The organism is Nocardia sp. NPDC047648 (assembly GCF_040642815.1).
Taxonomy (GTDB): Bacteria; Actinomycetota; Actinomycetes; order Mycobacteriales; family Mycobacteriaceae; genus Nocardia; species Nocardia gamkensis.
In genome coordinates this window covers 456,985-476,659 of record NZ_JBEYSX010000003.1, presented here as the reverse complement: position 1 = coordinate 476,659, position 19,675 = coordinate 456,985, and the positions used below count along the sequence as shown (strand labels likewise).

Annotated in this window: 14 protein-coding genes; 8 read left to right on the top strand and 6 right to left on the bottom strand. The window is 69.6% G+C overall.

Features of this window, described 5'->3' with window-relative positions; genetic code table 11:
- Positions 1-264 precede the first annotated feature (264 nt).
- Together ABZ803_RS10835 and ABZ803_RS10830 are read left to right on the top strand one after the other, a co-directional pair.
- Positions 265-717, top strand: a complete 453-nt coding sequence (locus ABZ803_RS10835; protein WP_357035199.1) for a hypothetical protein — start codon at positions 265-267, stop codon at positions 715-717.
- Positions 718-1,934: 1,217 nt separating this feature from the next.
- Positions 1,935-3,542, top strand: a complete 1,608-nt coding sequence (locus ABZ803_RS10830; protein WP_357035196.1) for a DUF2339 domain-containing protein — start codon at positions 1,935-1,937, stop codon at positions 3,540-3,542.
- A 217-nt stretch (positions 3,543-3,759) separates the two neighbouring features.
- Here the strand turns inward: ABZ803_RS10830 and ABZ803_RS10825 are convergent, their stop codons facing one another.
- The 4 genes from ABZ803_RS10825 to ABZ803_RS10810 are packed head-to-tail and all read right to left on the bottom strand — an operon-like array spanning position 3,760 to position 9,741.
- Positions 3,760-6,798: an MMPL family transporter gene (locus ABZ803_RS10825; RefSeq protein ID WP_357035193.1), complete on the bottom strand. Its 3,039-nt coding sequence runs from the start codon at positions 6,796-6,798 to the stop codon at positions 3,760-3,762.
- Complete coding sequence (locus tag ABZ803_RS10820; protein WP_084499051.1) at positions 6,798-7,526, bottom strand: NYN domain-containing protein; 729 nt, start codon at positions 7,524-7,526, stop codon at positions 6,798-6,800. Before ABZ803_RS10820 ends, ABZ803_RS10825 begins: the two co-directional genes overlap by 1 nt.
- The gene (gene trmB, locus ABZ803_RS10815) at positions 7,523-8,335 is read right to left on the bottom strand and encodes a tRNA (guanosine(46)-N7)-methyltransferase TrmB (RefSeq protein WP_357035190.1); all 813 of its coding nucleotides are present in this window, start codon (positions 8,333-8,335) and stop codon (positions 7,523-7,525) included. Before trmB ends, ABZ803_RS10820 begins: the two co-directional genes overlap by 4 nt.
- A gap of 59 nt (positions 8,336-8,394) precedes the next feature.
- Positions 8,395-9,741, bottom strand: coding sequence for a lipase family protein (locus tag ABZ803_RS10810; RefSeq protein WP_357035187.1), 1,347 nt, complete (start codon positions 9,739-9,741; stop codon positions 8,395-8,397).
- A gap of 151 nt (positions 9,742-9,892) precedes the next feature.
- Between ABZ803_RS10810 and ABZ803_RS10805 the strand changes: the two genes are divergently transcribed.
- The 4 genes from ABZ803_RS10805 (at position 9,893) to ABZ803_RS10790 (ending at position 15,554) form a co-directional block, all read left to right on the top strand.
- A complete protein-coding gene (locus ABZ803_RS10805; protein WP_040871059.1) occupies positions 9,893-10,675 on the top strand; it encodes an SDR family oxidoreductase in 783 nt (260 codons plus the stop codon).
- A 65-nt stretch (positions 10,676-10,740) separates the two neighbouring features.
- Positions 10,741-11,874, top strand: coding sequence for a hypothetical protein (locus ABZ803_RS10800; protein ID WP_357035184.1), 1,134 nt, complete (start codon positions 10,741-10,743; stop codon positions 11,872-11,874).
- Positions 11,861-13,504: a hypothetical protein gene (locus ABZ803_RS10795; protein WP_357035181.1), complete on the top strand. Its 1,644-nt coding sequence runs from the start codon at positions 11,861-11,863 to the stop codon at positions 13,502-13,504. The genes ABZ803_RS10800 and ABZ803_RS10795 overlap by 14 nt, the downstream gene beginning before the upstream one ends.
- Before the next feature lie 217 nt (positions 13,505-13,721).
- Complete coding sequence (locus tag ABZ803_RS10790; RefSeq protein ID WP_040871056.1) at positions 13,722-15,554, top strand: phosphoenolpyruvate carboxykinase (GTP); 1,833 nt, start codon at positions 13,722-13,724, stop codon at positions 15,552-15,554.
- 113 nt (positions 15,555-15,667) lie between these two features.
- Here the strand turns inward: ABZ803_RS10790 and ABZ803_RS10785 are convergent, their stop codons facing one another.
- Positions 15,668-16,420, bottom strand: a complete 753-nt coding sequence (locus ABZ803_RS10785; protein WP_357035178.1) for a phosphohydrolase — start codon at positions 16,418-16,420, stop codon at positions 15,668-15,670.
- Between the two features lie 113 nt (positions 16,421-16,533).
- Here ABZ803_RS10785 and ABZ803_RS10780 point away from each other — a divergent pair, with 113 nt between their 5' ends.
- Both ABZ803_RS10780 and ABZ803_RS10775 read left to right on the top strand, forming a co-directional pair.
- Positions 16,534-17,484, top strand: coding sequence for a helix-turn-helix domain-containing protein (locus tag ABZ803_RS10780; protein ID WP_357035175.1), 951 nt, complete (start codon positions 16,534-16,536; stop codon positions 17,482-17,484).
- Between the two features lie 342 nt (positions 17,485-17,826).
- Positions 17,827-18,030: a hypothetical protein gene (locus tag ABZ803_RS10775; RefSeq protein ID WP_357035172.1), complete on the top strand. Its 204-nt coding sequence runs from the start codon at positions 17,827-17,829 to the stop codon at positions 18,028-18,030.
- Here the strand turns inward: ABZ803_RS10775 and ABZ803_RS10770 are convergent, their stop codons facing one another.
- A complete protein-coding gene (locus tag ABZ803_RS10770) occupies positions 18,031-19,476 on the bottom strand; it encodes an aldehyde dehydrogenase (protein WP_357035169.1) in 1,446 nt (481 codons plus the stop codon).
- Between the last annotated feature and the right edge of the window lie 199 nt (positions 19,477-19,675).

Genomic DNA, 19,675 nt, shown 5'->3' with positions numbered 1-19,675 from the left:
ACGACTCGTTCGCTGCTGGTTGGAATACCGTTGCCTTTCTGCAACTTTGACTGCAAAGGGCGGCGGCGATGAAAACCATGCCGAATACCACCGTGCAGGCCGGGCGCGCCGATCGCGCGCCGCGGCCTGGTGCACAGACCACCCGGCCGGTGCGCAGCGCTCTTCCCGCGAATCCCCGCACAGGGATGCGCGACCAGCGCGGGTTGCTATCTCGAAAGTCCGCCGTTATGACCGAATTCGGCTTCTGTGATGCGGAGTAGGGCGATGTTCGAGAGCTGTCACACTCCGCACGAGGTCGCGCATCTGCTGCGGCATACCTACGGGCTGCCGGTCCAGCTTCTGGCCGGACGCCCGACCATCACCACCGGATCCATCATCGGGGCGATCGTCATGCCGCCGGAACTGGGCCGGAAAGTGCTGGCCCAGCTGGACCGCAACCACACCGCGCCCGTGATCGCCGACCCCGGCGAACGCACCTGGACCTTCCTCGTCACGCCCCCGAGCCCTGCTCGGCCGGTCGAGGTCCCGGTTCGCCGCTGCCTCGCAGGCCACGGCGTCACCGTCGTCCCCGGCGGTCGCATCATCCTGCTGCCCAGCTCCGACACGGCCCTCGGCTGGCACTGGGCCGGCGAACCGGCGCCGGGTGTCCTGCGCATGCCCCCGCGCGCCGCGGTAATCGATGCCGTGCACGAGGTCATCGGCTCGCGCGCCTACTGACCACCTGGCGTGACCGGTCCGTATCCGACAGCCCCGGGTGCGGGCCGGTCGGGTAGAACCCGGCTGTCTACCAGGGGTAACTACTCATGCCCGCGCGCCTCGCGGAAATCAGCATGAGAGTCATGACTACCTCCATCGATCCGGCGCTGCTCGCGCGGCTGTCCGGCGAGTTCACCACGTTGGGGACGCAGCTGGGCGTGCTCGGACAGGATCTGCGGCTGCTGCACGAGCAGGTCGCCGCGGATACGTGCGGCGGGCGGGGGGACACCGGCCGATCCGGTACGGCGGGCGGTCTCGTCGCGGGGGAGGCTCGCGGGTCTACGGCTGACACGTCGGGTACCTCGGTGACTGGAGACGCTCGCGGGTGGACGGTCGGTACGCGGGGCGGGTCCGTTGCCGGGGGGAGGCGCGGGTGGACTGCTGACGCGCCGGGTGGTGCCATGGCCGGCGAGGCAGCGGCGAACCGGGACTTCGACCGGCGGAGCGGGGCTCGGGGGCGTGACGAGGAAGGTCCAGGTGCGTTCGCCGGAGTCGGCGATCACGGGCGCGGTGTGGGTGACGTGCGGGGTGGTGCCGTGAGCGGAGATGCCGGTGGGTCGGTGGGGGATTCGCCGGGTGGGCCTGTGGGCGGGTGGACTGCTGACGCGCCGGGTGGTGCCGTGGCCGGAGATGCCGGTGGGTCGGTGGGGGACGCGCCGGGAATGCCAGTGGGCGGGTTGTCGGCTGATCCCGGGGGTGTGCCAGTGGACGGGATGTCGGCTGACTCGCGGGGTGTGCGCGAGACCGGAGACGCTCGCAAGTGGACGGCTGACGCGCCCGGTGGATTCGCGGCGGGGGGAACGCGCGGGCGGACGGCCGACGACGCGAGTGTTCCGGTTCCGAGAAGTTCCGTACCGGGCGGGACGGGGGACCAGGCGTCCGGCGTGGCTGGTCGGACGGCAGCCGATGCGGGCCCGTCGTCCGGTACGGCTCATGCGTCTGCCGGTGGTGGGTTCGCGGAACCGGAGCGTGCTCCGTCCGGCGCGATGCCATTCGGGACGCCGCCGTGGCCGGGCCATTCGCCGACGACCGGTATGCCGGTTCCCCCTCCGCAGCCCCCTTACGCTCCGCGTTTCACCCCGCCGCCCGGTGGCGCGTGGGGTGCTGCTCCGTGGCCGCCGAACGCACACGGTCCGATGCCGCCTCGACCGCCTGTCCCACCGCGCGCGAAGCCACCGGTGCCGCACACCCCGTGGTGGCAGCGCGACGGGGTGATCAGCCGGATACTCGCGCTGGCCGGTGTCGCGGTGACGCTGATCGGCGTCGCGATGCTGCTGGTATTGGCCGCGCAGGCGGGGTTCTTCGGGCCGGTGCCGAGGGTTGTCGCCGGAGCGGCTTTCTCGGCTGCGCTGGTGGGTGCCGGCGTGCGCGTCTTCGGGCGGTCCGGCGGGCGGGTCGGCGGTATCGCGTTGGCGGCCACCGGTATCGCGGGTGCTTACCTCGATGTCGTCGCGCTGACCGCCGTCTACCACTGGCTGCATCCGGTGCTCGGGCTCGCCGTCGCCTTCGGTGTCGCCGCCGGGGGCGTCGGGCTGGCGATGCGGTGGCGTTCGCAGCCTTTCGCGGTGCTGGTGGTGCTCGCCGCGGCGGCGCTGTCTCCGGTGCTGACCACGCGGCTGGTCCTGCTCGCGTTCTTGATCGTGTTGCAACTGGCCTGCGTGCCGGTGCAATTGACGCGGAACTGGCCGTATCTGCACGTGGCACGGACTTTGCCGGCTGTATTGGCGACGTTCGCGTTCGTCGCGGGGGCGATCCTCGGTACGCCCGCGGCCGAGGAGCGGACCTGGGTGCTCGTGGCCGCGGTGGCGGTCGCGCTGGTCGGGGTCGCCGGGGCACTCGTCGTCGTCCGGCATCGAGCCGCCGATGTCACTGCCTCGCTGACGATGGCGGCGGCTCTCGCACCGATCCTGGTGGCGCCGGGGATGTTCGAGGAGCGGTTCGTCACGGTATCGGTGGCCTCGATCGCCGCCGCGGTGCTTTTGCTCGTCGCGGCGGCGACCCTGGTGCCGAAACTGAACGCCTACCTGCGGATTCCGGGACACACCGCGCTCGTGGCCGCCGTCGCGGGCTCGATCGCCTTGCTCGAGGCGTGCGTCGGCGCGACCGGGCCGCGAACGCTCCCCACGGCGCTGCTCCTGGTGGCGCTGACATTCCTGGGTGTAGCGGGCCAGCGGAGATCACGTCCGGCGGCGGGTCTCGGCACGGCGTTCGCGGTGCTCGGCGGCTTCGCACTGCTGAATGTCGCGAGCCCGGAAATCCTCGCCGCACAGCATCGCTCGGAAGCGGAGCTGGGCATGGCGACCGTGCTCGGCGCGGTACTCGCCCTTGGCGTGGTCGCGGTGGCCCTGTGGTGCGCGCGGCGGGTGCCCGGCCCGGCCGCGGGCAACGAGTGGCAATGGATCACCGCCAGCGTCGCCGGGCTGTACGCCGTCACCGCGACGACGGTCTCCGTCGGCGTCGCCACCGGCACGCCGAACGGCTTCCTCGTCGGCCACAGCGCCGCCACCATCCTCTGGATGGCAGCCGCGACCGCTGCCCTCCTGTTCGGTTTGCGCAGACTCGCCACCGCACCCGCCGTGGCCAAACTCGCCTTGGGCTCAGGACTCTTGGTCACGGCAGCCGCACTGGCCAAACTCTTCCTCTTCGACCTGGCGACCTTGGACGGCTTGGTCCGCGTCGCCGCCTTCCTCATCGTCGGCATCCTGCTGCTCCTGGCCGGAACGCGCTACGCCCGCGCATTCGCCGACGCGAAAACCGGCAACACCGAGGAAACGCCCGTCGACTGAGCCGCCTCCGGTGCGCAGCCCTGCTGCCGCGAATCGCAGTGATCAATAAACGCGCAATGGTCTACACCGGATGCGAACCGTATATTCCGGACGCCAAGCCGGGATGGTGGTACTACACAGCGCGTCCGTAAACACTGATCGGTAAGGCCGCTGCGTTCTTTCCGGGCGAACTACCCGGACAGGGCGCGGCGGCATTTCCATTGCGCCGCCTGCACGCTCACTCGCGGTCGCGGCGGCGCAGGAGTTCGTTCACGCTCACCGTGCGGCCGTCGCCGCCGTGATGGCGGCCCTCCTCGGGCCTGCCGACGTGGCGGCGGGAAGAGCGGAGTTCGGCCATCCAGCTCTCGATACTGCTGCGGTTGGTGGTGTCCGGTCCGTTGTACGGCTCCGCGGGCGCTTCGGGCTCGGGCTCGGGCTCGGGTGCGCGGTGCGCGGGACCGTCGAAAGCGCCAGGAGCGTCGGGCGGCAGGTGCCGCGCCGCACGAGGGGCGCCGGGCTGCTGGGCGAGGTCGAGGGTCGGGTCCTGCGAGATGCCGGACAGCGGAAGGGGTTCCGGTGCGGCGGTCGGGCGCGGCGCGGGCGGCGTGACCGAGGAGACGACGGGTCGCGGGCTGTGCTCGGGGAAAACGACCGACGGCACACCGGCGTGCGGCGCGTTCTGGTCCTGCGGCAGGCCCGTGGGCGGGATCGGGCGGGGCGCTGCGAGGCCTTGCGGGTTCGCGGGCGGCGACGGTGGCCGCTGCTCCGTCCGGTCCGGCGTCGAGCGCGGAGGGTTCGGCGCCTGCGAGATCCGCCGCGGGCGAATCGGCTCACCCTGCGGAGGGGTGGCATTGCGCGGCGGTTCCGGCCGCTGCCTGCTCGGATCGAGCGGCGGAGGCACGGGCGTCGCCTGCGGCGCCGGCGACGGCGGAACCCGGTCCAGCCGCCTGGTGGGCGCTTCGGCCTCGATCTCGGCGACCGTACGCGGCTTACGCCTGCGCGGCACCTTGTTGGCGTCCGCGACCGCGGGAATCTGCATGGTCACCGGGTCGGTGATCGGCGTGGTCTTGACCAGGTCGACGAGATCATCGCCGCCGACTCGCTCGTCGTCGAGGATCGGCTCACCGAGCCCGACCTTCTCCTGCACCTTCTTCATCCAGGCAGGCGCCCACCAGCAGTCGTCGCCGAGGAGCTTCATGGTCGCCGGGACGAGCAGCATGCGCAGCACGGTCGCGTCGATGAACAGCGCGGCGATCATGCCGTAGGCGATGTACTGCATCATCACCAGATCGGAGAAGGCGAACGCGCCGGTGACGACGAGCAGGATCAGCGCGGCGGCGGTGATGATCCGGCCGGTCTGCGCGGTGCCGATCCGGACGGCCTCGGTCGTGCTCGCGCCCTGGGCACGCGCCTCGACCATGCGCGACATGAGGAAGACTTCGTAGTCGGTCGACAGACCGTAGATGATCGCGATGATCAGCACCAGCACCGGCGACATGATCGGCTGCGGAGTGAAGTTCAGCAGGCCCGCGCCGTGGCCGTCGATGAAGATCCAGGTGAGGATGCCGAGCGTGGACCCGAGACCGAGGGCGCTCATCAGCGCGGCCTTGATCGGCAGCACCAGCGACCCGAAGGTCAGGAACATCAGCAGCGTCGTCACGAACAGGACCAGTGCGATCATCAGCGGCATCCGGCCCAGCAGGGCGTCGATGCTGTCCTTCTGGATCGTCGGCTGACCGCCGACGAGCAGGGTGACACCGTCGGGCAATTCCAGCGAGCGCAGGTACTCGATGGTCGGATCGGCGTCTTCCGAATTGGTCAACGTGACGGACGTGTTGTAAATGGTCTTGTCGTTGGGAGCCGTGCTCGGCGGGTAAGCGAATTCACCGGCCAACCCGGGCGCTTTGCTCGCCTCCTTCACCACCTTGCCCACCTGGGGAGCGAGGCTGGGATCGTCGACGACGAAGACCAGTTCGATCGGATCCGACTTGCGCAGCGGGAAAATCTTGTCGAACTGCTTCTGCGCCAGCCGGGTCGAATTGTCCGGCGGCAGATACCGCTCGTTGATGCCGCCGAAAGTCAGGTTCTTGACCGGAATGATCAGCAGCAGCAAGACGATGCAGAGTGGAATCGCGATCTTGAGCGGATGCTTCATCACCCAGCGGGTCGACTGCCCCCAGAAGCCGCCCTCCACCTCGTCGGCGGTCTTCGTCTTGCGGAACCGCTTGAGCCCCAGCATGTCGACGCGCTTGCCGAGCACCGCCAGCATCGCGGGCAATACGGTGATCGAGGTCAGCGCCGCCAAGGTGACCGTCGCGATGGCGCCGTAGGCGACCGATTTCAGGAAGCCCTGGGGGAACAGCAGCATGCCGCCGAGGCTGGCGACGATCATGGTGGCGGAGAACACCACGGTGCGGCCGGCGGTCATCACCGATCTGCGGACAGCTGCCTTGGTGCTGTAACCCTCGGCGAGTTCCTCGCGGAATCGGCTCACGATGAACAGGCCGTAGTCGATGGCGAGACCGAGGCCGATCATCGAGACAACCGGCGAGACGAACGAATTCACCTCGGTGAACTCGGTGATGAACCGGACGATCCCCCAGGCGCCGACCACGGTGAGGCCACCGACGACCAGCGGCAGCGCGGCGGCGACGATTCCGCCGAAGATGAAGAAGAGCAGCAGGGCCACGGCCGGAATGGCGAGGATCTCCATGCGCTTCTGATCGTCGGCCATGGTGTCGTTCAACGTGCCCGCGACGGCCTGCAACCCGGTCACCTGGACGTCGACGCCGGGGATGAAGAAGACGTTCTTCACCTTGCGGTAGTTGCGCACCATATCGGTGTCGTTATCGCCCCTGATGGCGATGGAGGCGAAGGCGTACTTCTTGTCCTTCGACCCGAAAATGCTGGCCTGAGTCGGAATGTTCGCGTCGTTCCGCCAGTACATCCCGTTGATCTTGGTGATCTCGTCCGGATGCTCGCGGGGCAGAGCGGCGAGATTCTCGATGATCTTGCCGCTGAACTCCGGATCGTCGATGGTCTTGCCATCCGGCGCGGTGTACAACACGATGACGTCGGAGTCGTGATTCCGCGCGAAGGCCCCGTCTTTGATCCGCGCCGCGCGCGCCGACTCCGAGGTCGGATCATCCCACCCGCTGGAGCTGAGGTGGTCCTCCAACCCGAGGCCGTAGCCACCGAGAGCCAGAAGACCGGCCACGACGACGCCGATGACGGCGAAACGCAGCCGGTATACCAGATCGCCCCAGCGTGTGAACACTAAGCGACTCCTTGGGCGGGGCGAGAGGTGAGCAGTGCCGACAGCGGCCGGAACGGCTGCAGCCAGGCACCCTCGTCGGGCAGCGAGTCGAGGCTCACCCGGGGCAGCGGTTCACGGAACACGCCCGGAATGTCCTCGAGGTCGATGAATTCGAGAGTATCGGATGTGACGGCCCAACTCGCGTGCTCGCGGAAGCCGAGCACCTGGACCGGCACTCCCTTGGCGGCGAGTTCCTCCAGCGGTTCGCGGAACGCCTGGCCGTCGGCCGAGGCGACCATGATGCCCGCCAGACCGGCGCCGCGACTGCGTAGGGCGATGTGCGCCAGCATGTCGGCGTCGACGTCGGAGTCGTCGTCGATCTTGGGTTTGGCGAAGACCGCGTAGCCGACATTGCGCAGCGCCTCCACCCAGGGGCGCACGACATCGGCCGTGCCCGGCGCGATGTTGGTGAAGACGGTGGCCTCGGGTTCCACGCGGTGCACCGCGCCCACCGACAGTTCGGCGGTCCTGGCCAGCAGCCAGCGGCCGAGCGCGTCGAACCGCGGGCGGTAGGCGGCGGTCGGGCGACCGCCGAGAATGGCGCCGAGGCCCATGTCGAGATTCGGGGCGTCCCAGACCAACAGGACGCGGCGCACGTCCGGCGTCGAGCCGCCCAGACCTTCCGCTCCGCCCCCGTGCACCTCCCCGGCAACATCGACCACTTCGTGGGCCATTTCACTGACGCTCATCGGTCGATCTTCCCCCATACGAGCTCGGTGATGGCGCTACCGGCGCGATGTGCCTTGCCTTCGAATTTCGTAACGGGACGCTCGAAACCGATCGGCGCCGTGCCGCGATGCTCCTCGCTGACCCCGCCCGTAGCCTCGTTCAGGCCCTCGAGCAGGGGTTCTGCCATGCCGACGGCGTGGATGTGCTCGGCGTAGTCGGCATGGTCGGTGGCGACGTGCAGCACGCCTCCCGGCTTCAGGCGGCTGGCGATCAACGCGACCGTCGCGGGTTGCAGCAGCCGTCGCTTGTGGTGGCGCGCCTTCGGCCACGGGTCGGGGAAGAACACTCGGACGCCGGTCAGCGACTCGGCAGCAATCATGTTCTCCAGCACATCGACCGCGTCTCCGCGCAGCAGGCGGATGTTCTCGATCCGTTCGCGCTCGATGCGCTGCACCAGCTGCGCGAGGCCGGGCTGGTAGACCTCGATGCCGATCAGGTTCAGGTGCGGTTCGGCCTGCGCCATGGCGGCCGTCGCGGTGCCGGTGCCGCAGCCGATCTCGATGACCAGCGGTGCGTCGCGGCCGAACCAGGCGGCCGCGTCCAGCCGCTCGTCGGCGACCTCGCGGCCGATCGAGGGCCACATCCGGTCCCAGGATTGCTGCTGGGTCGCGGTCAGCGCGCCCCTGCGCGACCGGAAGCTGGTGACTCGTGGGTACAGGCGGGAGCCGGTCTTGTGCCCGGGCCCGCCCTCGGCCGGAGCCGAAGCTGTGGACGGCGGGCCCGGAACCGACTCGGCAGTATCGTTCGCGGCGTCGTTCACGGCGTCCATTGTCCAGCATCCTGCGATCGGTGCGGTAAGCGGTTGTGTGCGGACCGCTGAGCAGGAGGTCAGGCGGCGCGTGCGGGCGCGATTCTGGTCACCGTGGGCTGTTGCTGGCGCAGCGGCCTGCCCAGCGCGACCTTGGCCGCGGTCACCGCCATCTCCAGCAGGCCACGCACGCCCGAGGGCGATGCCGCCACCGACCAGACGGTGGTGTCGCCCACATCGCGCACCGGTTGTCCGGCCAGCCGGTCGGCCAGCCAGTCCAGGCTGATCGGCGTGGACAGCGGCAGCAGCGAGAAGTGCTCACTGAGCCGGTCGCGGACGTAGGTCACCGCGGCGCCGCCACGGCGGTAGCGCGCCACCTGCCCGTCGATACCGTCGATGTGAATGATCTGGTCGTGGATGGGTTGCACCACCAGCAGTGGGCAGGCGGGCGTCGCGTTGCCGAGCCGCAGGTCGTCGAACATCGCCCGCAGCTGCGGGGTGTCGAGTACCTCGGCGAGCGGGCGGTCGAGGAAGTCGTCCACCTTCTTGTTGGCGAGCCCGAGGATCGCCCCGAACGGTGTCGCGTTCTCCGCGCGGACGACGAACCGGTGGCCGTCGGGGCTCAGTTCGTCATCGATCAGCGAGCTCAACGCCGGGTACAGCCTGCGCAGGGCGGCGATGACGATGGCGGGCAGGCCCGCGTAGGGGGTGCCGTTGAGCCGGTCGAAGACCTGGCCCGGGTCGCCGACCGGGGCGCCGAGCACCGCGCCGACGATGTCGAGTTCCGGAGCGTAGGTCGGCGCCATCTCGACCGTCCAGGAGCTGGCCATGCCGCCGCCGGAGTAGCCCCACACCGCGACGCGGGTCCGCGGGCCGAGGCCGAGCGGGCCGAAGCGCAGGGCGGCGCGGATGCCGTCGAGCGCCCGGTAGCCGGGCTCCCGCGGGGCGCCGAAGTTCCCGTGCGGTCCCTCGTGGTCGGCGATGGTCACCGCCCAGCCGCGCCGCAGCGCGTTCGCGACCAGGAGCCATTCGAACTGGGTAACCGATCCGAGCGCCCGCGCGCCGTGGCGAAGGGCGTAGGAGGGGGAGCACTTCTCGGTGACGGCGTCCATCGCGGTCTGGAAGGCCAGCAGCGGGCGATCCTCGTCCGGTTCCGCGTCCAGCGGCAGCAGGACCGTGGTGATCGCCGCTTCCGCCGCCCCGTGCAGATCACAACTGCGGTACAGTAGCTGCCAGGCCGAGACCTGTTGCGGGACAATTCCGAACAGTGCCACGTCGATCTTCCTGCTGCGCAGGATGGTGCCGGGCGCCTTGGCCGCGAACCCCTTCGGCGGTCGATGGAATGGGTCCAGGCTGGGCAGCAAGGGCTTGCGGTCCGCGGGACCGGCGGGCTCCTGGTCCACAGCGCCGATGACATTCGCGGTCATCGCAACCTCCTCATCGTCGAGGTCGGTTGCCGCATGCGAAAGTTGAAGCTGCGCACCGGTTATGGTGCCGACCACTTCTGCAGGGTAAGTGACCGGCGGGCGTCTGGGAACCCCGGAGTACACGGCGTTCCCGGCACTAGACTCCCCGGGCATGAGCAGACCGACAGTATTCATCACCGGCGCGGCGGCCGGTATCGGCCGGGCTACGGCCTTGCTTTTCGCTGCGCAGGGATACCAGGTCGGGGCTTACGACCTCGATGAAGTCGGGCTGACCAGGCTTTCCGGTGATATCACAGCCGCCGGTGGCGCCGCACACACCGGGGTACTGGATGTGACGAACGCCACGCAGTGGGCGGAGCGGCTCGCGGAGTTCCACGCGGCGACGGGGCGGCTGGACATCCTGGTCAACAACGCGGGCATTCTGCGCGCCGGACCGTTCGAGGCGATCGACCTCGCGGCCCATCGGGCGATCATCGAGGTCAACCTGACCGGCGTGCTCACCGGAACGCACAGCGCGTTCCAGTACCTTCGAGACACCCCGGGCGCCCAGGTGGTGAACCTCTGCTCGGCGTCGGCGATCTACGGCCAAGCCGAACTGGCGAGCTACGGCGCCAGCAAGGCGGCGGTCAAGAGTTTCACCGAGGCGCTGGACCTCGAATGGGAGCGCCACGACATCCGGGTGCTCGCGATCTGGCCGATGTTCGTGGCCACGGCCATGGTGGACGGTGTGACGACCGGGACGACGAAGTCGCTGGGTGTGCGGCTGACCGCCGACGATGTCGCCGCCGGGATCTGGGAGGCCACCCGCAAGCGCGCCAGGCTGCCGAAGGTGCACTACGAGATCGGCGCGCAGGCGAAAGTGCTGGCGACGGTGGCGAAATACGCGCCGAACTGGGCGGTGCGGACCGCGAACAAGTACTTCAGTGGCAGCTGAGCGGTCGAGCCTGTCCCGCGACCGGACTTCTGACAGAATTGCGCACCGTAAAGGGGGTGTGCGGCATGTCGACAGCCACTGATTCCGATGGGCCGCTGCGGGAGCGCGGCGTTCCCACGTCCGCTCACGATCAGCTCGACAAACTGCTCGCCGAGCTGCGCTTCGGCACGGGGCGCGATCCGCAGATCGGATACGCCGCGGCGGCCGCCGTCAGCGCTTGGCGCAAACCGCCGCGGATCCAGGTGGCCGGACGCGCGCACGCGGGGCGGACCACCGTGCTGCACGCGCTCGCGCTGATGTCGGCGGTGGAGACCGATCCGGTGGACCGGCCCGGGGCGCCCGATCCGGAACTCGACGCCGACATCGTCGTCTACGTGTTGTCGGCCGCGCCGTCGCCCGCGGATCGCAGGGTGCTGGCCACACTGCCGCCGCAGCGCACGATCGCGGTGTTGAACAAGGCCGACGCGATCGGCTCCCGCTGGAGCGATGCGGTGGCCGCGGCCGAGCAGTACGGCAGGGAACTGCGGATCCCGGTGGTTCCGGTGGTCGCTTCCCTGGCGACCCGCACCCGGGCGGGTGCGCTGACCGAGGCCGATGTCGACCTGCTGCGCAAGCTCGCCACCGAAGCCGACCCCGCCCTGATCCTCGCGCCGGACCTGTTCGTCGCACCCGGGCCGGACGCCGCCGAGCGCGAACAGCTGCTGCGGCGCTGGGACCTGTACGGCGTGGCCTGCGCGTGCGCCGCCCTGCGCCACGATCCGGACCTCGCTCCGCAGCAGCTGTCGCAGATCCTGCACGCGGCCAGCGGCATCGACGCGCTGCATCAATTGCTGCACCGCCGCTACGAGCAGGTGTCCGCGCTGCGCGGCGGCGAACTGCTCGACGAGCTGGCCCGCCTCGCCGCGCGCGCGGTCCCGGAGGAGGGCGGTCGCGCGCGCGACCTGCTGGAGTCCTATCTCTACAGCGACGACGCCCTCTGGCTCGGGCTCTGCGCCGGCCTGGCCGGGCCCGACGTGGCCCACTTGGCCGCGGGATACGCGGCGCCCGCGCCCTCCGACGCCGACGACGCGCTGGCCCGCGCGAGCCGCTGGCGCGCCGTCGTCACCAGCGATATGCCCCCGCCCGCCCGCCGCGCCGCGTTGCGCGTGCACAACGGCTACGTCCGACTATGGGAACGGATGAGCAGTGCCGGTCTCTGATCCCCCGGAGCCGGTGGATACGACGTCCGAGGCGGATCCGGCGTCTCAGGCGGGGGCCGATCGAGACCCGCTCGACCGCCCGGGCACGACAGGCCGGGGCGGCGTCGACCTGCCCGCCGACGGCGACGCCGAGCACCCCGACCGCGCGCTCACGCCCGAGCTGGCGGCCGTGGTGGAGCGTTGGAATCCGCAGGGTATGGCGCTGCTGCGCGCGATGGACGGGCTCGGTGCCGCCGGGGTCGTCACGGTGATCGGTCCGGACGACGTCAACACGACGTTGTTGCGGACCGAACTCGCGCGGTTCGAACCGCGTGTCACGCTGTCGGAGCCACGCGCCGACGCGGGCGCGGAGACCGCCGCACCCGCCGGGGCGGTCCCTCCCGCGGTGGCGTTGATCCTGCTCGACGCGGGCACCATCATCGGCGCGGACGTGCTGGAGGCGATTGCCCGGCTGCGCGCGGACGGCACCCGTCTGCTGCTCGCCATGAACGGCATCCACGCCTATCAGGACTGGCGCGCGGTGCGGGAGCGGAACCTGGAATTGCTCGCCGCGCAGAACTCCGCCGAGCTGGATATCGTGCCGGTCTCCGCCCGGCTCGCGGCCGCCGCGCGCACCGCGGGCGACACCGGACTGCTCGATCGCTCCGGTCTGGGCGCGCTGCACGCGCGACTCACCGCCGCGGCCGCCGCCGGGGGTGACCGGCGCGGCGCGGTCACCGCGCGGGTCTTGGCCGACACCCGTCAGCGGGTGGCCGAGCAGGTGGCGGCGTTGCGCTCCGGCGCCGAACCGGCGCGGCTGCGCGAGGAACGTGCCATCCTCCTGGCCGGACGTGACGGTGGACGCGCCACCGCCATGTCGACCTTGCGCGGGCAGCTGCACCTGGCCCGGGTGGATCTGATGACCGAGATCGGTGCGAGCAGTCGGGCGCTGCACACCGCGGTGCGCGCCGAACTGGATCGGCTGCGTCCCGCGGAACTCGCCGATTACCCCGCGCGGTTGCAGCAAGCCGTCACCGAGATGACCGGCGCGCTCGACCACGTCATCGACCTGCGACTGGCCGAACTGAGCGCCCGGATCGAGCACACGAACGACGCGCCGACGCGCAGGCGCGACCCGGCCCCTCGGGTCGGCCCGGATCCCGAGCCCCGCCATAAAGGTGTCGAAGATCACCTTATGGTCGCGCTCGGCGCGTCGGCCGGTGTCGGCCTGGGTCGCTTGCTGGTTGCTCCGTTCTCGCTGGTACCGGCCCTGGACGTGGCGAGTGTGCCGGTCACGCTGCTGCTCGGCGGCGGCGCTGCGGCATGGGTGGTCCGTGCCCGCAGGCAGCTGGCCGATCGAGCGCACATCCGGCAATGGATCGCCGACGCGTTGGTCAACGTAAAAGCCCAGCTCGAGCAGCGGGTGGCGACCGCGCTCGTGGAAGCGGAAGCCGTTTTGGCAGATCACGTGGTCCGAGCAAGCACCGCGCGAATGATCGAGACGGATCGCCGGGTGGCCCGGTTGGAGACCGACTTGCGCCGGATGGCGGCCGAACAGCCGGGACAGCTCGCCGCATGCGAGCGCGATGTCGGGATCCTCGATCGATGGATCTCGCCTGTTGAAACGAACGACCGATTGGGTACACAGTGAGGAACCCGATACCGTACCGGCCGTCACATCGCGTTAACCTCTATTCAGGAACTTGGGCGTCCGCTAAGTCCTGATCTGCCGCCCTCCTGGGTGCGCGTTCGACCGGTCGGAGCGGGCGCCTTCCCGCCAACGGTGGCGCTCGGTGCATTCGCGCTGGTCATGGGCCTAGGGCCAGGCGGCGAAGCAGCGAGTAGCCGCCCATCTCAGGAGAGTTTTCATGACGTCAGCGACCATTCCTGGTCTTCGTGGATCCGACGGCAAGGCGCCGACCGAGCACAGCGAACTACTCGCCTGGGTACAAGAAGTCGCCGAACTCACCCAGCCGGATCGTGTGGTCTGGGCGGACGGCTCCGACGAAGAATGGGAGCGGCTGACCGAGCAGCTCGTGGCAGCGGGGACGTTCAAGCGGCTGGACGAGAAGAAGAAGCCGAACTCCTTCCTCGCCCTCTCCGATCCCTCCGACGTGGCCCGGGTGGAGTCCCGCACGTTCATCTGTTCGAAGTCCGAAGCAGACGCGGGCCCCACCAACAACTGGGTCGACCCCGCCGAGATGCGCGCCACGATGACCGAGCTGTACCGCGGCTCGATGAAGGGCCGCACCATGTACGTGGTGCCGTTCTGCATGGGTCCGCTGGGCGCGGATGACCCGAAGCTCGGCGTCGAGATCACCGACTCCGAGTACGTCGTGGTGTCGATGCGCGTGATGACCCGCATGGGCGCCGCCGCCCTGGAGAAGCTGGGCGCCGACCGTCCGTTCGTGAAGGCGCTGCACTCCGTGGGCGCGCCGCTGGCCGATGGCCAGGCCGACGTGCCGTGGCCGTGCAACGACACCAAGTACATCACCCACTTCCCCGAGGACCGGGAGATCTGGAGCTACGGCTCCGGCTACGGCGGCAACGCGCTGCTCGGCAAGAAGTGCTACTCGCTGCGGATCGCCTCGGCGATGGCCCACGACGAGGGCTGGCTGGCCGAGCACATGCTGATCCTCAAGCTGATCTCCCCGGAGAACAAGGCGTACTACATCGCCGCCGCGTTCCCGAGCGCGTGCGGCAAGACCAACCTCGCGATGATCCAGCCGACCGTGCCGGGCTGGCGCGCGGAGACCCTGGGCGACGACATCGCCTGGATGCGCTTCGGCAAGGACGGCCGCCTCTACGCCGTGAACCCCGAGTACGGCTTCTTCGGCGTCGCGCCGGGCACCAACCGCAGCTCGAACCCGAACGCCATGGCCACCATGGAGGCGGGCAACACGGTCTACACCAACGTCGCGCAGACCGACAACGGCGACGTGTGGTGGGAGGGCCTGGAAGGCGAGCCCGATCACCTGATCGACTGGAAGGGCAACGACTGGTACCTGCGGGAGACCGAGACGCTGGCTGCCCACCCGAACTCGCGCTACTGCACGCCGATGGCGCAGTGCCCGATCCTGGCGCCCGAGTGGGACGACCCCCAGGGCGTGCCGATTTCCGCGATCCTGTTCGGTGGCCGCCGCAAGACCACCGTTCCGCTGGTCACCGAGTCCTTCGACTGGCAGCACGGTGTGTTCATGGGCGCGACGCTGTCCTCCGAGCAGACCGCGGCCGCCGAAGGCAAGGTGGGCACCGTCCGCCGCGACCCGATGGCCATGCTGCCGTTCCTGGGCTACCACGTCGGCGACTACCTGGGCCACTGGATCAACCTCGGCAAGAACGCCGACGCCGCCAAGCTGCCGAAGATCTTCTACGTCAACTGGTTCCGTCGCGGCGACGACGGCCGCTTCCTGTGGCCCGGCTTCGGCGAGAACTCCCGCGTGCTGGAGTGGATCGTCGGCCGCATCGAAGGTTCCGCCGAGGCCGAGGCGACCGCGATCGGTAACGTGCCGACCGCCACGCAGCTCGACCTGGACGGGCTGGACGTCGACCCCAAGGACGTCGACGAGGCGCTCGCGGTGAACGCCGAGGAGTGGCGCAAGGAGATCCCGCTGATCGAAGAGTGGTTCGAGTTCGTCGGTGACAAGCTGCCTTCCGGCGTGCGCGACGAGTTCGAGGCGCTCAAGGAGCGTCTGGGCTGACACTCCACCCAAAGTAGCACCTCGCCCGCACCATCTGTCGGATGGTGCGGGCGATTTGTTCTGCGCGACAAACGTTTTGCCGCCCGGACGCCGGATCGTTGCGAGCAGCGGCGCTATTCGGGGAACGGCGACGCCCGGATCATGGCCAGGAAGCCGGCGCGGTTGAGCCAGCGGATCCGGCCGGTCGGCATCGCCTTCGCCTCCGCTCGGAACGCCGCGACGACGTGCCGCTTGAACTCCAGCCGCGGATGACGTCGCAGCAGTTCGGCGACCCAGACCCGGTCCAGCTCGGCCAGCCGTGTGCCGAGCACGTCCACCGAGGCTCCCGCGGAGACGAAACCGCCGGGGTCGCCGAGATCGTCGGCAACGCCGGGTGTGATGTGGGTGGCGATGGCCGCGCCGATCGCGTCGGCCCGTTCGGGCGTGGCGCCCGCGCCGAGTGCGACGGCGGCGGCCCGCTCTCCGCCTGCTACCGCGAAACACCTTCCGGGCGTGGGGTTTTCGAGCTTCAGATCGTGCAGCAGGCAGGAGACGTAGACGAGTTCGTCGTCATAGGCGGCGCCGTCGAGGTCGGCCAGGACCCGTCCGAAGTAGTAGGTCCGCAGCGAATGGTTCAGTACGTGCGGAGAAAGCGCTTCCCGCGCCTCGGTCTCCGCCGCGACGGCGAGCTTCGAATCCGGCAGCCGCAGTCCGGCGAACTCCAGTTTCCCGCGTCCCCGCCGCCCCAGCGCGAGCCGGACCCGGTTGGGCACCATGGCGGGCAGCGTGCGGGCGGTCGCAACGGCCAACCCGCGGCGTTGCTCCTTCGACAAAGCGCCCCCGGTGCGGGTGGCCCATGCCCAGTCGAGGCCCGTCGGTCCGGCCACTTCGCCCTCCTTCTCCTCGGTACTCGGTGTGCACTCGAGTCAAGTGTGCGACGAGATCCGCGACGAGTGGCGGAAATGACAGTGATACTCGGATTCGTGCCAAACTGAAAGTGATGAAGCGAGTGGTGGCCCTTGCGCTGGACGGCGTGATGGCGTTCGATCTGGCCTGCGCCGTTCAAGCGTTCCGGCACGGTCCGGGGAAGACCGGCGAGCCGTCCGGGTTCGAGATGCGCACCTGCGGGGTGCGGCCTGGGCCGGTGTGGACGCCCAACGGCTTCGAGCTGCGGGTGGAGCACGGGCTGGAGGCGCTGGAGGGGGCGGACATCGTCGTCGTGCCGGGGATCGGGATTCCGACGCTTCCGACGCCGCCGGAGGCGCTGATCGCCTTGCGGAGCGCGGCGGCGCGGGGCGCGACGATGGTGAGCGTTTGCGTGGGGGCGTTCGTCCTCGCCGAGGCCGGATTATTGGACGGCCGACCGGCGACCACGCACTGGGCCTACTGCGGAGAGTTCGCCGAGCTGTATCCGGCGGTGAAACTGGACCCGACGGCGCTGTATGTGGACGACGGTGACGTGCTGACCTCCGCCGGGCTGTCGGCGGGTTTCGACCTGTGCCTGCACCTCGTCCGCCGCGAGCTGGGCGCGCATGCGGCGGCGGAGCTGGCCAGGTGGAATGTGACCGCCCCGCATCGAGAGGGCGGGCAGGCGCAGTACGTTCCGGATCGGCCGGGCGCGGGCGGCCGCGATGGCGGTCTCGCCGCCACCCTGGCCTGGGCGGTCGCCGAACCGGCTGCGGCGGTTGATGTCTCGGCGCTGGCCGGGCACGCGTTGATGAGTGAACGTACCTTCATCCGTCGCTTCAAGGCGGAAGTGGGGACCACGCCGCGACGGTGGCTGGACGCCCAGCGCACCGCGCGTGCCCGCGAACTTCTGGAAACTACGCGTTTGCCAGTGGAAGTCGTCGCGGCCAAGTCCGGTTTCGGCAGCGTCACCGCACTGCGTGTGCATCTGCGAGCGGCGACGGGCGCCACACCCGCTGCGTACCGCCGATCGCTGGGCCGATGAACGCGGCTGGACAGTTGCCCACCAGGTCGAATGTCGTTGTGGAGCAGGCCTTTCGATGGCGCTGACCGAGGGGTGGCCCGAGGTGTCGAACAAAGAGTGCCGGTGGTGAGCGGGAATTCGCGAATTTTCCACGGCTGAACGGGTTTAGCAGTAGGTGGATCGGGGTAATGATCTTGTTGAGAGATTTCGTGTACTCGTGATTTATGCTTGGCGTGTTCTACCTTCCCCATCACACAGTCGGATTACCAACGGTTAACTGATCGACTGAACTACTTCCCTACCGACATCGGACCCGCGATGCCCGCGGCGTACGGCGAGATCGACGCGAGAGGTGGTTGGAGCATGGCCGATCTGGAGACGGCGACGTCCCTTGCCCCCATGGTTGCCGAATTCGAGTCGGCGACCGCGAGCACTCCGCTGCGCCGGGCCGCGGGGCGGCTGCTGGCGGTGCTGCCGCCCGGGTGGCGCGTCGAAGTCGTCGACGCGCCACCCGGGCGTTACGGCAACCGCGCGCCGCTGCTGCGGGTGGTCATGCCGCCCGACTGACTACCCGGTCCAGCCGAGTGGCATGAGCAGCGATTTCTGCTCGCAGAACGCATCCAGACCCTCCGGGCCGTTCTCGCGTCCGAGCCCGGAGGACTTGTAGCCGCCGAACGGTGAAGTCGGGTCGAAGGCGTACCAGTTGATCGCGTAGGTGCCGGTGCGCACCCGCGCCGCGATCTCGGCTCCGTGCTCGATGTCGGTCGTCCACACCGACCCCGCGAGGCCGTAGACCGAGTCGTTGGCGATGGCGACGGCCTCGTCCTCGGTCTCGTACGGGATGACCGACAGCACCGGCCCGAAGATCTCCTCCTGGGCGATGGTCGACTTGTTGTCCACGTCGGCGAAGATCGTCGGCTCGACGAACCAGCCCCGGTCCAACCCCTCCGGGCGGCCGCCGCCGAGCACGAGTCGCGCGCCCTCGGTCTTGCCCTCGGCGATGTAGCCCTCGACCCGGTCGCGCTGGCGCTCGGAGATCAGCGGGCCCAGCAGCACGCTCGGGTCGTTCGGGTCGCCCACCTTCATCGTCTTCACATGGTCGACCAGCGCGTCGAGGATCTCGTCGTACCGGCTGCGCGGGGCCAGGATGCGGGTCTGCGCGACACAGCCCTGACCGCTGTTCATCAGGCCGGAGAACGCGAGCACCGGGATATTGGCCGCGAGGTCCATATCGGGCAACAGGATCGCCGCCGACTTGCCGCCGAGTTCGAGCGAGACGCTCTTGAGTTGACCGGTGGCGATGGCCCCGATCTTCCGGCCGACGGCGGTGCTTCCGGTGAAGGTCACCTTGTCCACGCCGGGATGTGAGACGAGGTACTCGGCCGCGTCGGGCTCGGCGGGCAGCACCGACAGCACGCCTTCGGGCAACCCGGCCTCGGTGAAGATGTCGGCGACCATGTTGGCCGTGATCGGCGTCAACGGCGCGGGCTTCAGCACCACGGTGCAACCGGCCAGCAGGGCCGGTGCGAGCTTGTTGACCGCGAGGAACAGCGGAACGTTCCACGCGGTGACCGCCGCGACGACACCGCGCGGCTCGCGGGTGACCCGCGTGGTGCCGAACCCGCCGACCCGGGTCTCCCGCCAAGGGAAGGACTCGGCCAGGGCGGCGTAGGCGTCCAGCGCGGCGACCGCGGGGATCTGATTCAGCGTCATCCCCATCATCTGCGGCACGCCGACCTCGGCGGTCAGCGCGGCGAGCAGGTCCGCTGAGCGCTGCTCGATCAGCCGGGCCGCGCGGGTGAGCACCTCGGCGCGCTCCTTCGGCGGTGTCGCGGGCCAGGGGCCGTGGTCGAAAGCGTGCCTGGCGGCGGTGACCGCGGCGTCGACGTCGGCCCGGCTCACCGCCGGGACGCTGCCCACCGGCTCGACCGTGGCCGGCGAGATGACCTGGATGCGCTCGGCGGTGGCTGGCGCGGTCCAGCGGCCGCCGATGAACAAGCTGTCGTAATGCATGAGAACACGTTACAGTTTTGCTCTGCCATTGTCTGTAACCTGTTCCAGTTTTGCGCCACGGCAGCGCTCTGGCCAGTGTGAATCCCGACCTCTCGGTTCGCTTTTCGCAGAACGCACTATTGCGTTCTGTTGCTGGACGGGGGATGCTGTATCGACATATCAGCTCGCTCCATTACCGAACCGTTACCGCAAACTGGGG

Coding starts and splice junctions, on each gene's coding strand:
- ABZ803_RS10780 (WP_357035175.1), top strand. CDS start 16,534: ATGAAGCGAGTGGTGGCCCTTGCGCTGGACGGCGTGATGGCGTTCGAT.
- ABZ803_RS10820 (WP_084499051.1), bottom strand. CDS start 7,526: ATGAGCGTCAGTGAAATGGCCCACGAAGTGGTCGATGTTGCCGGGGAG.
- ABZ803_RS10800 (WP_357035184.1), top strand. CDS start 10,741: ATGTCGACAGCCACTGATTCCGATGGGCCGCTGCGGGAGCGCGGCGTT.
- ABZ803_RS10770 (WP_357035169.1), bottom strand. CDS start 19,476: ATGCATTACGACAGCTTGTTCATCGGCGGCCGCTGGACCGCGCCAGCC.
- ABZ803_RS10775 (WP_357035172.1), top strand. CDS start 17,827: ATGGCCGATCTGGAGACGGCGACGTCCCTTGCCCCCATGGTTGCCGAA.
- trmB (WP_357035190.1), bottom strand. CDS start 8,335: ATGGACGCCGTGAACGACGCCGCGAACGATACTGCCGAGTCGGTTCCG.
- ABZ803_RS10805 (WP_040871059.1), top strand. CDS start 9,893: ATGAGCAGACCGACAGTATTCATCACCGGCGCGGCGGCCGGTATCGGC.
- ABZ803_RS10835 (WP_357035199.1), top strand. CDS start 265: ATGTTCGAGAGCTGTCACACTCCGCACGAGGTCGCGCATCTGCTGCGG.
- ABZ803_RS10810 (WP_357035187.1), bottom strand. CDS start 9,741: ATGACCGCGAATGTCATCGGCGCTGTGGACCAGGAGCCCGCCGGTCCC.
- ABZ803_RS10790 (WP_040871056.1), top strand. CDS start 13,722: ATGACGTCAGCGACCATTCCTGGTCTTCGTGGATCCGACGGCAAGGCG.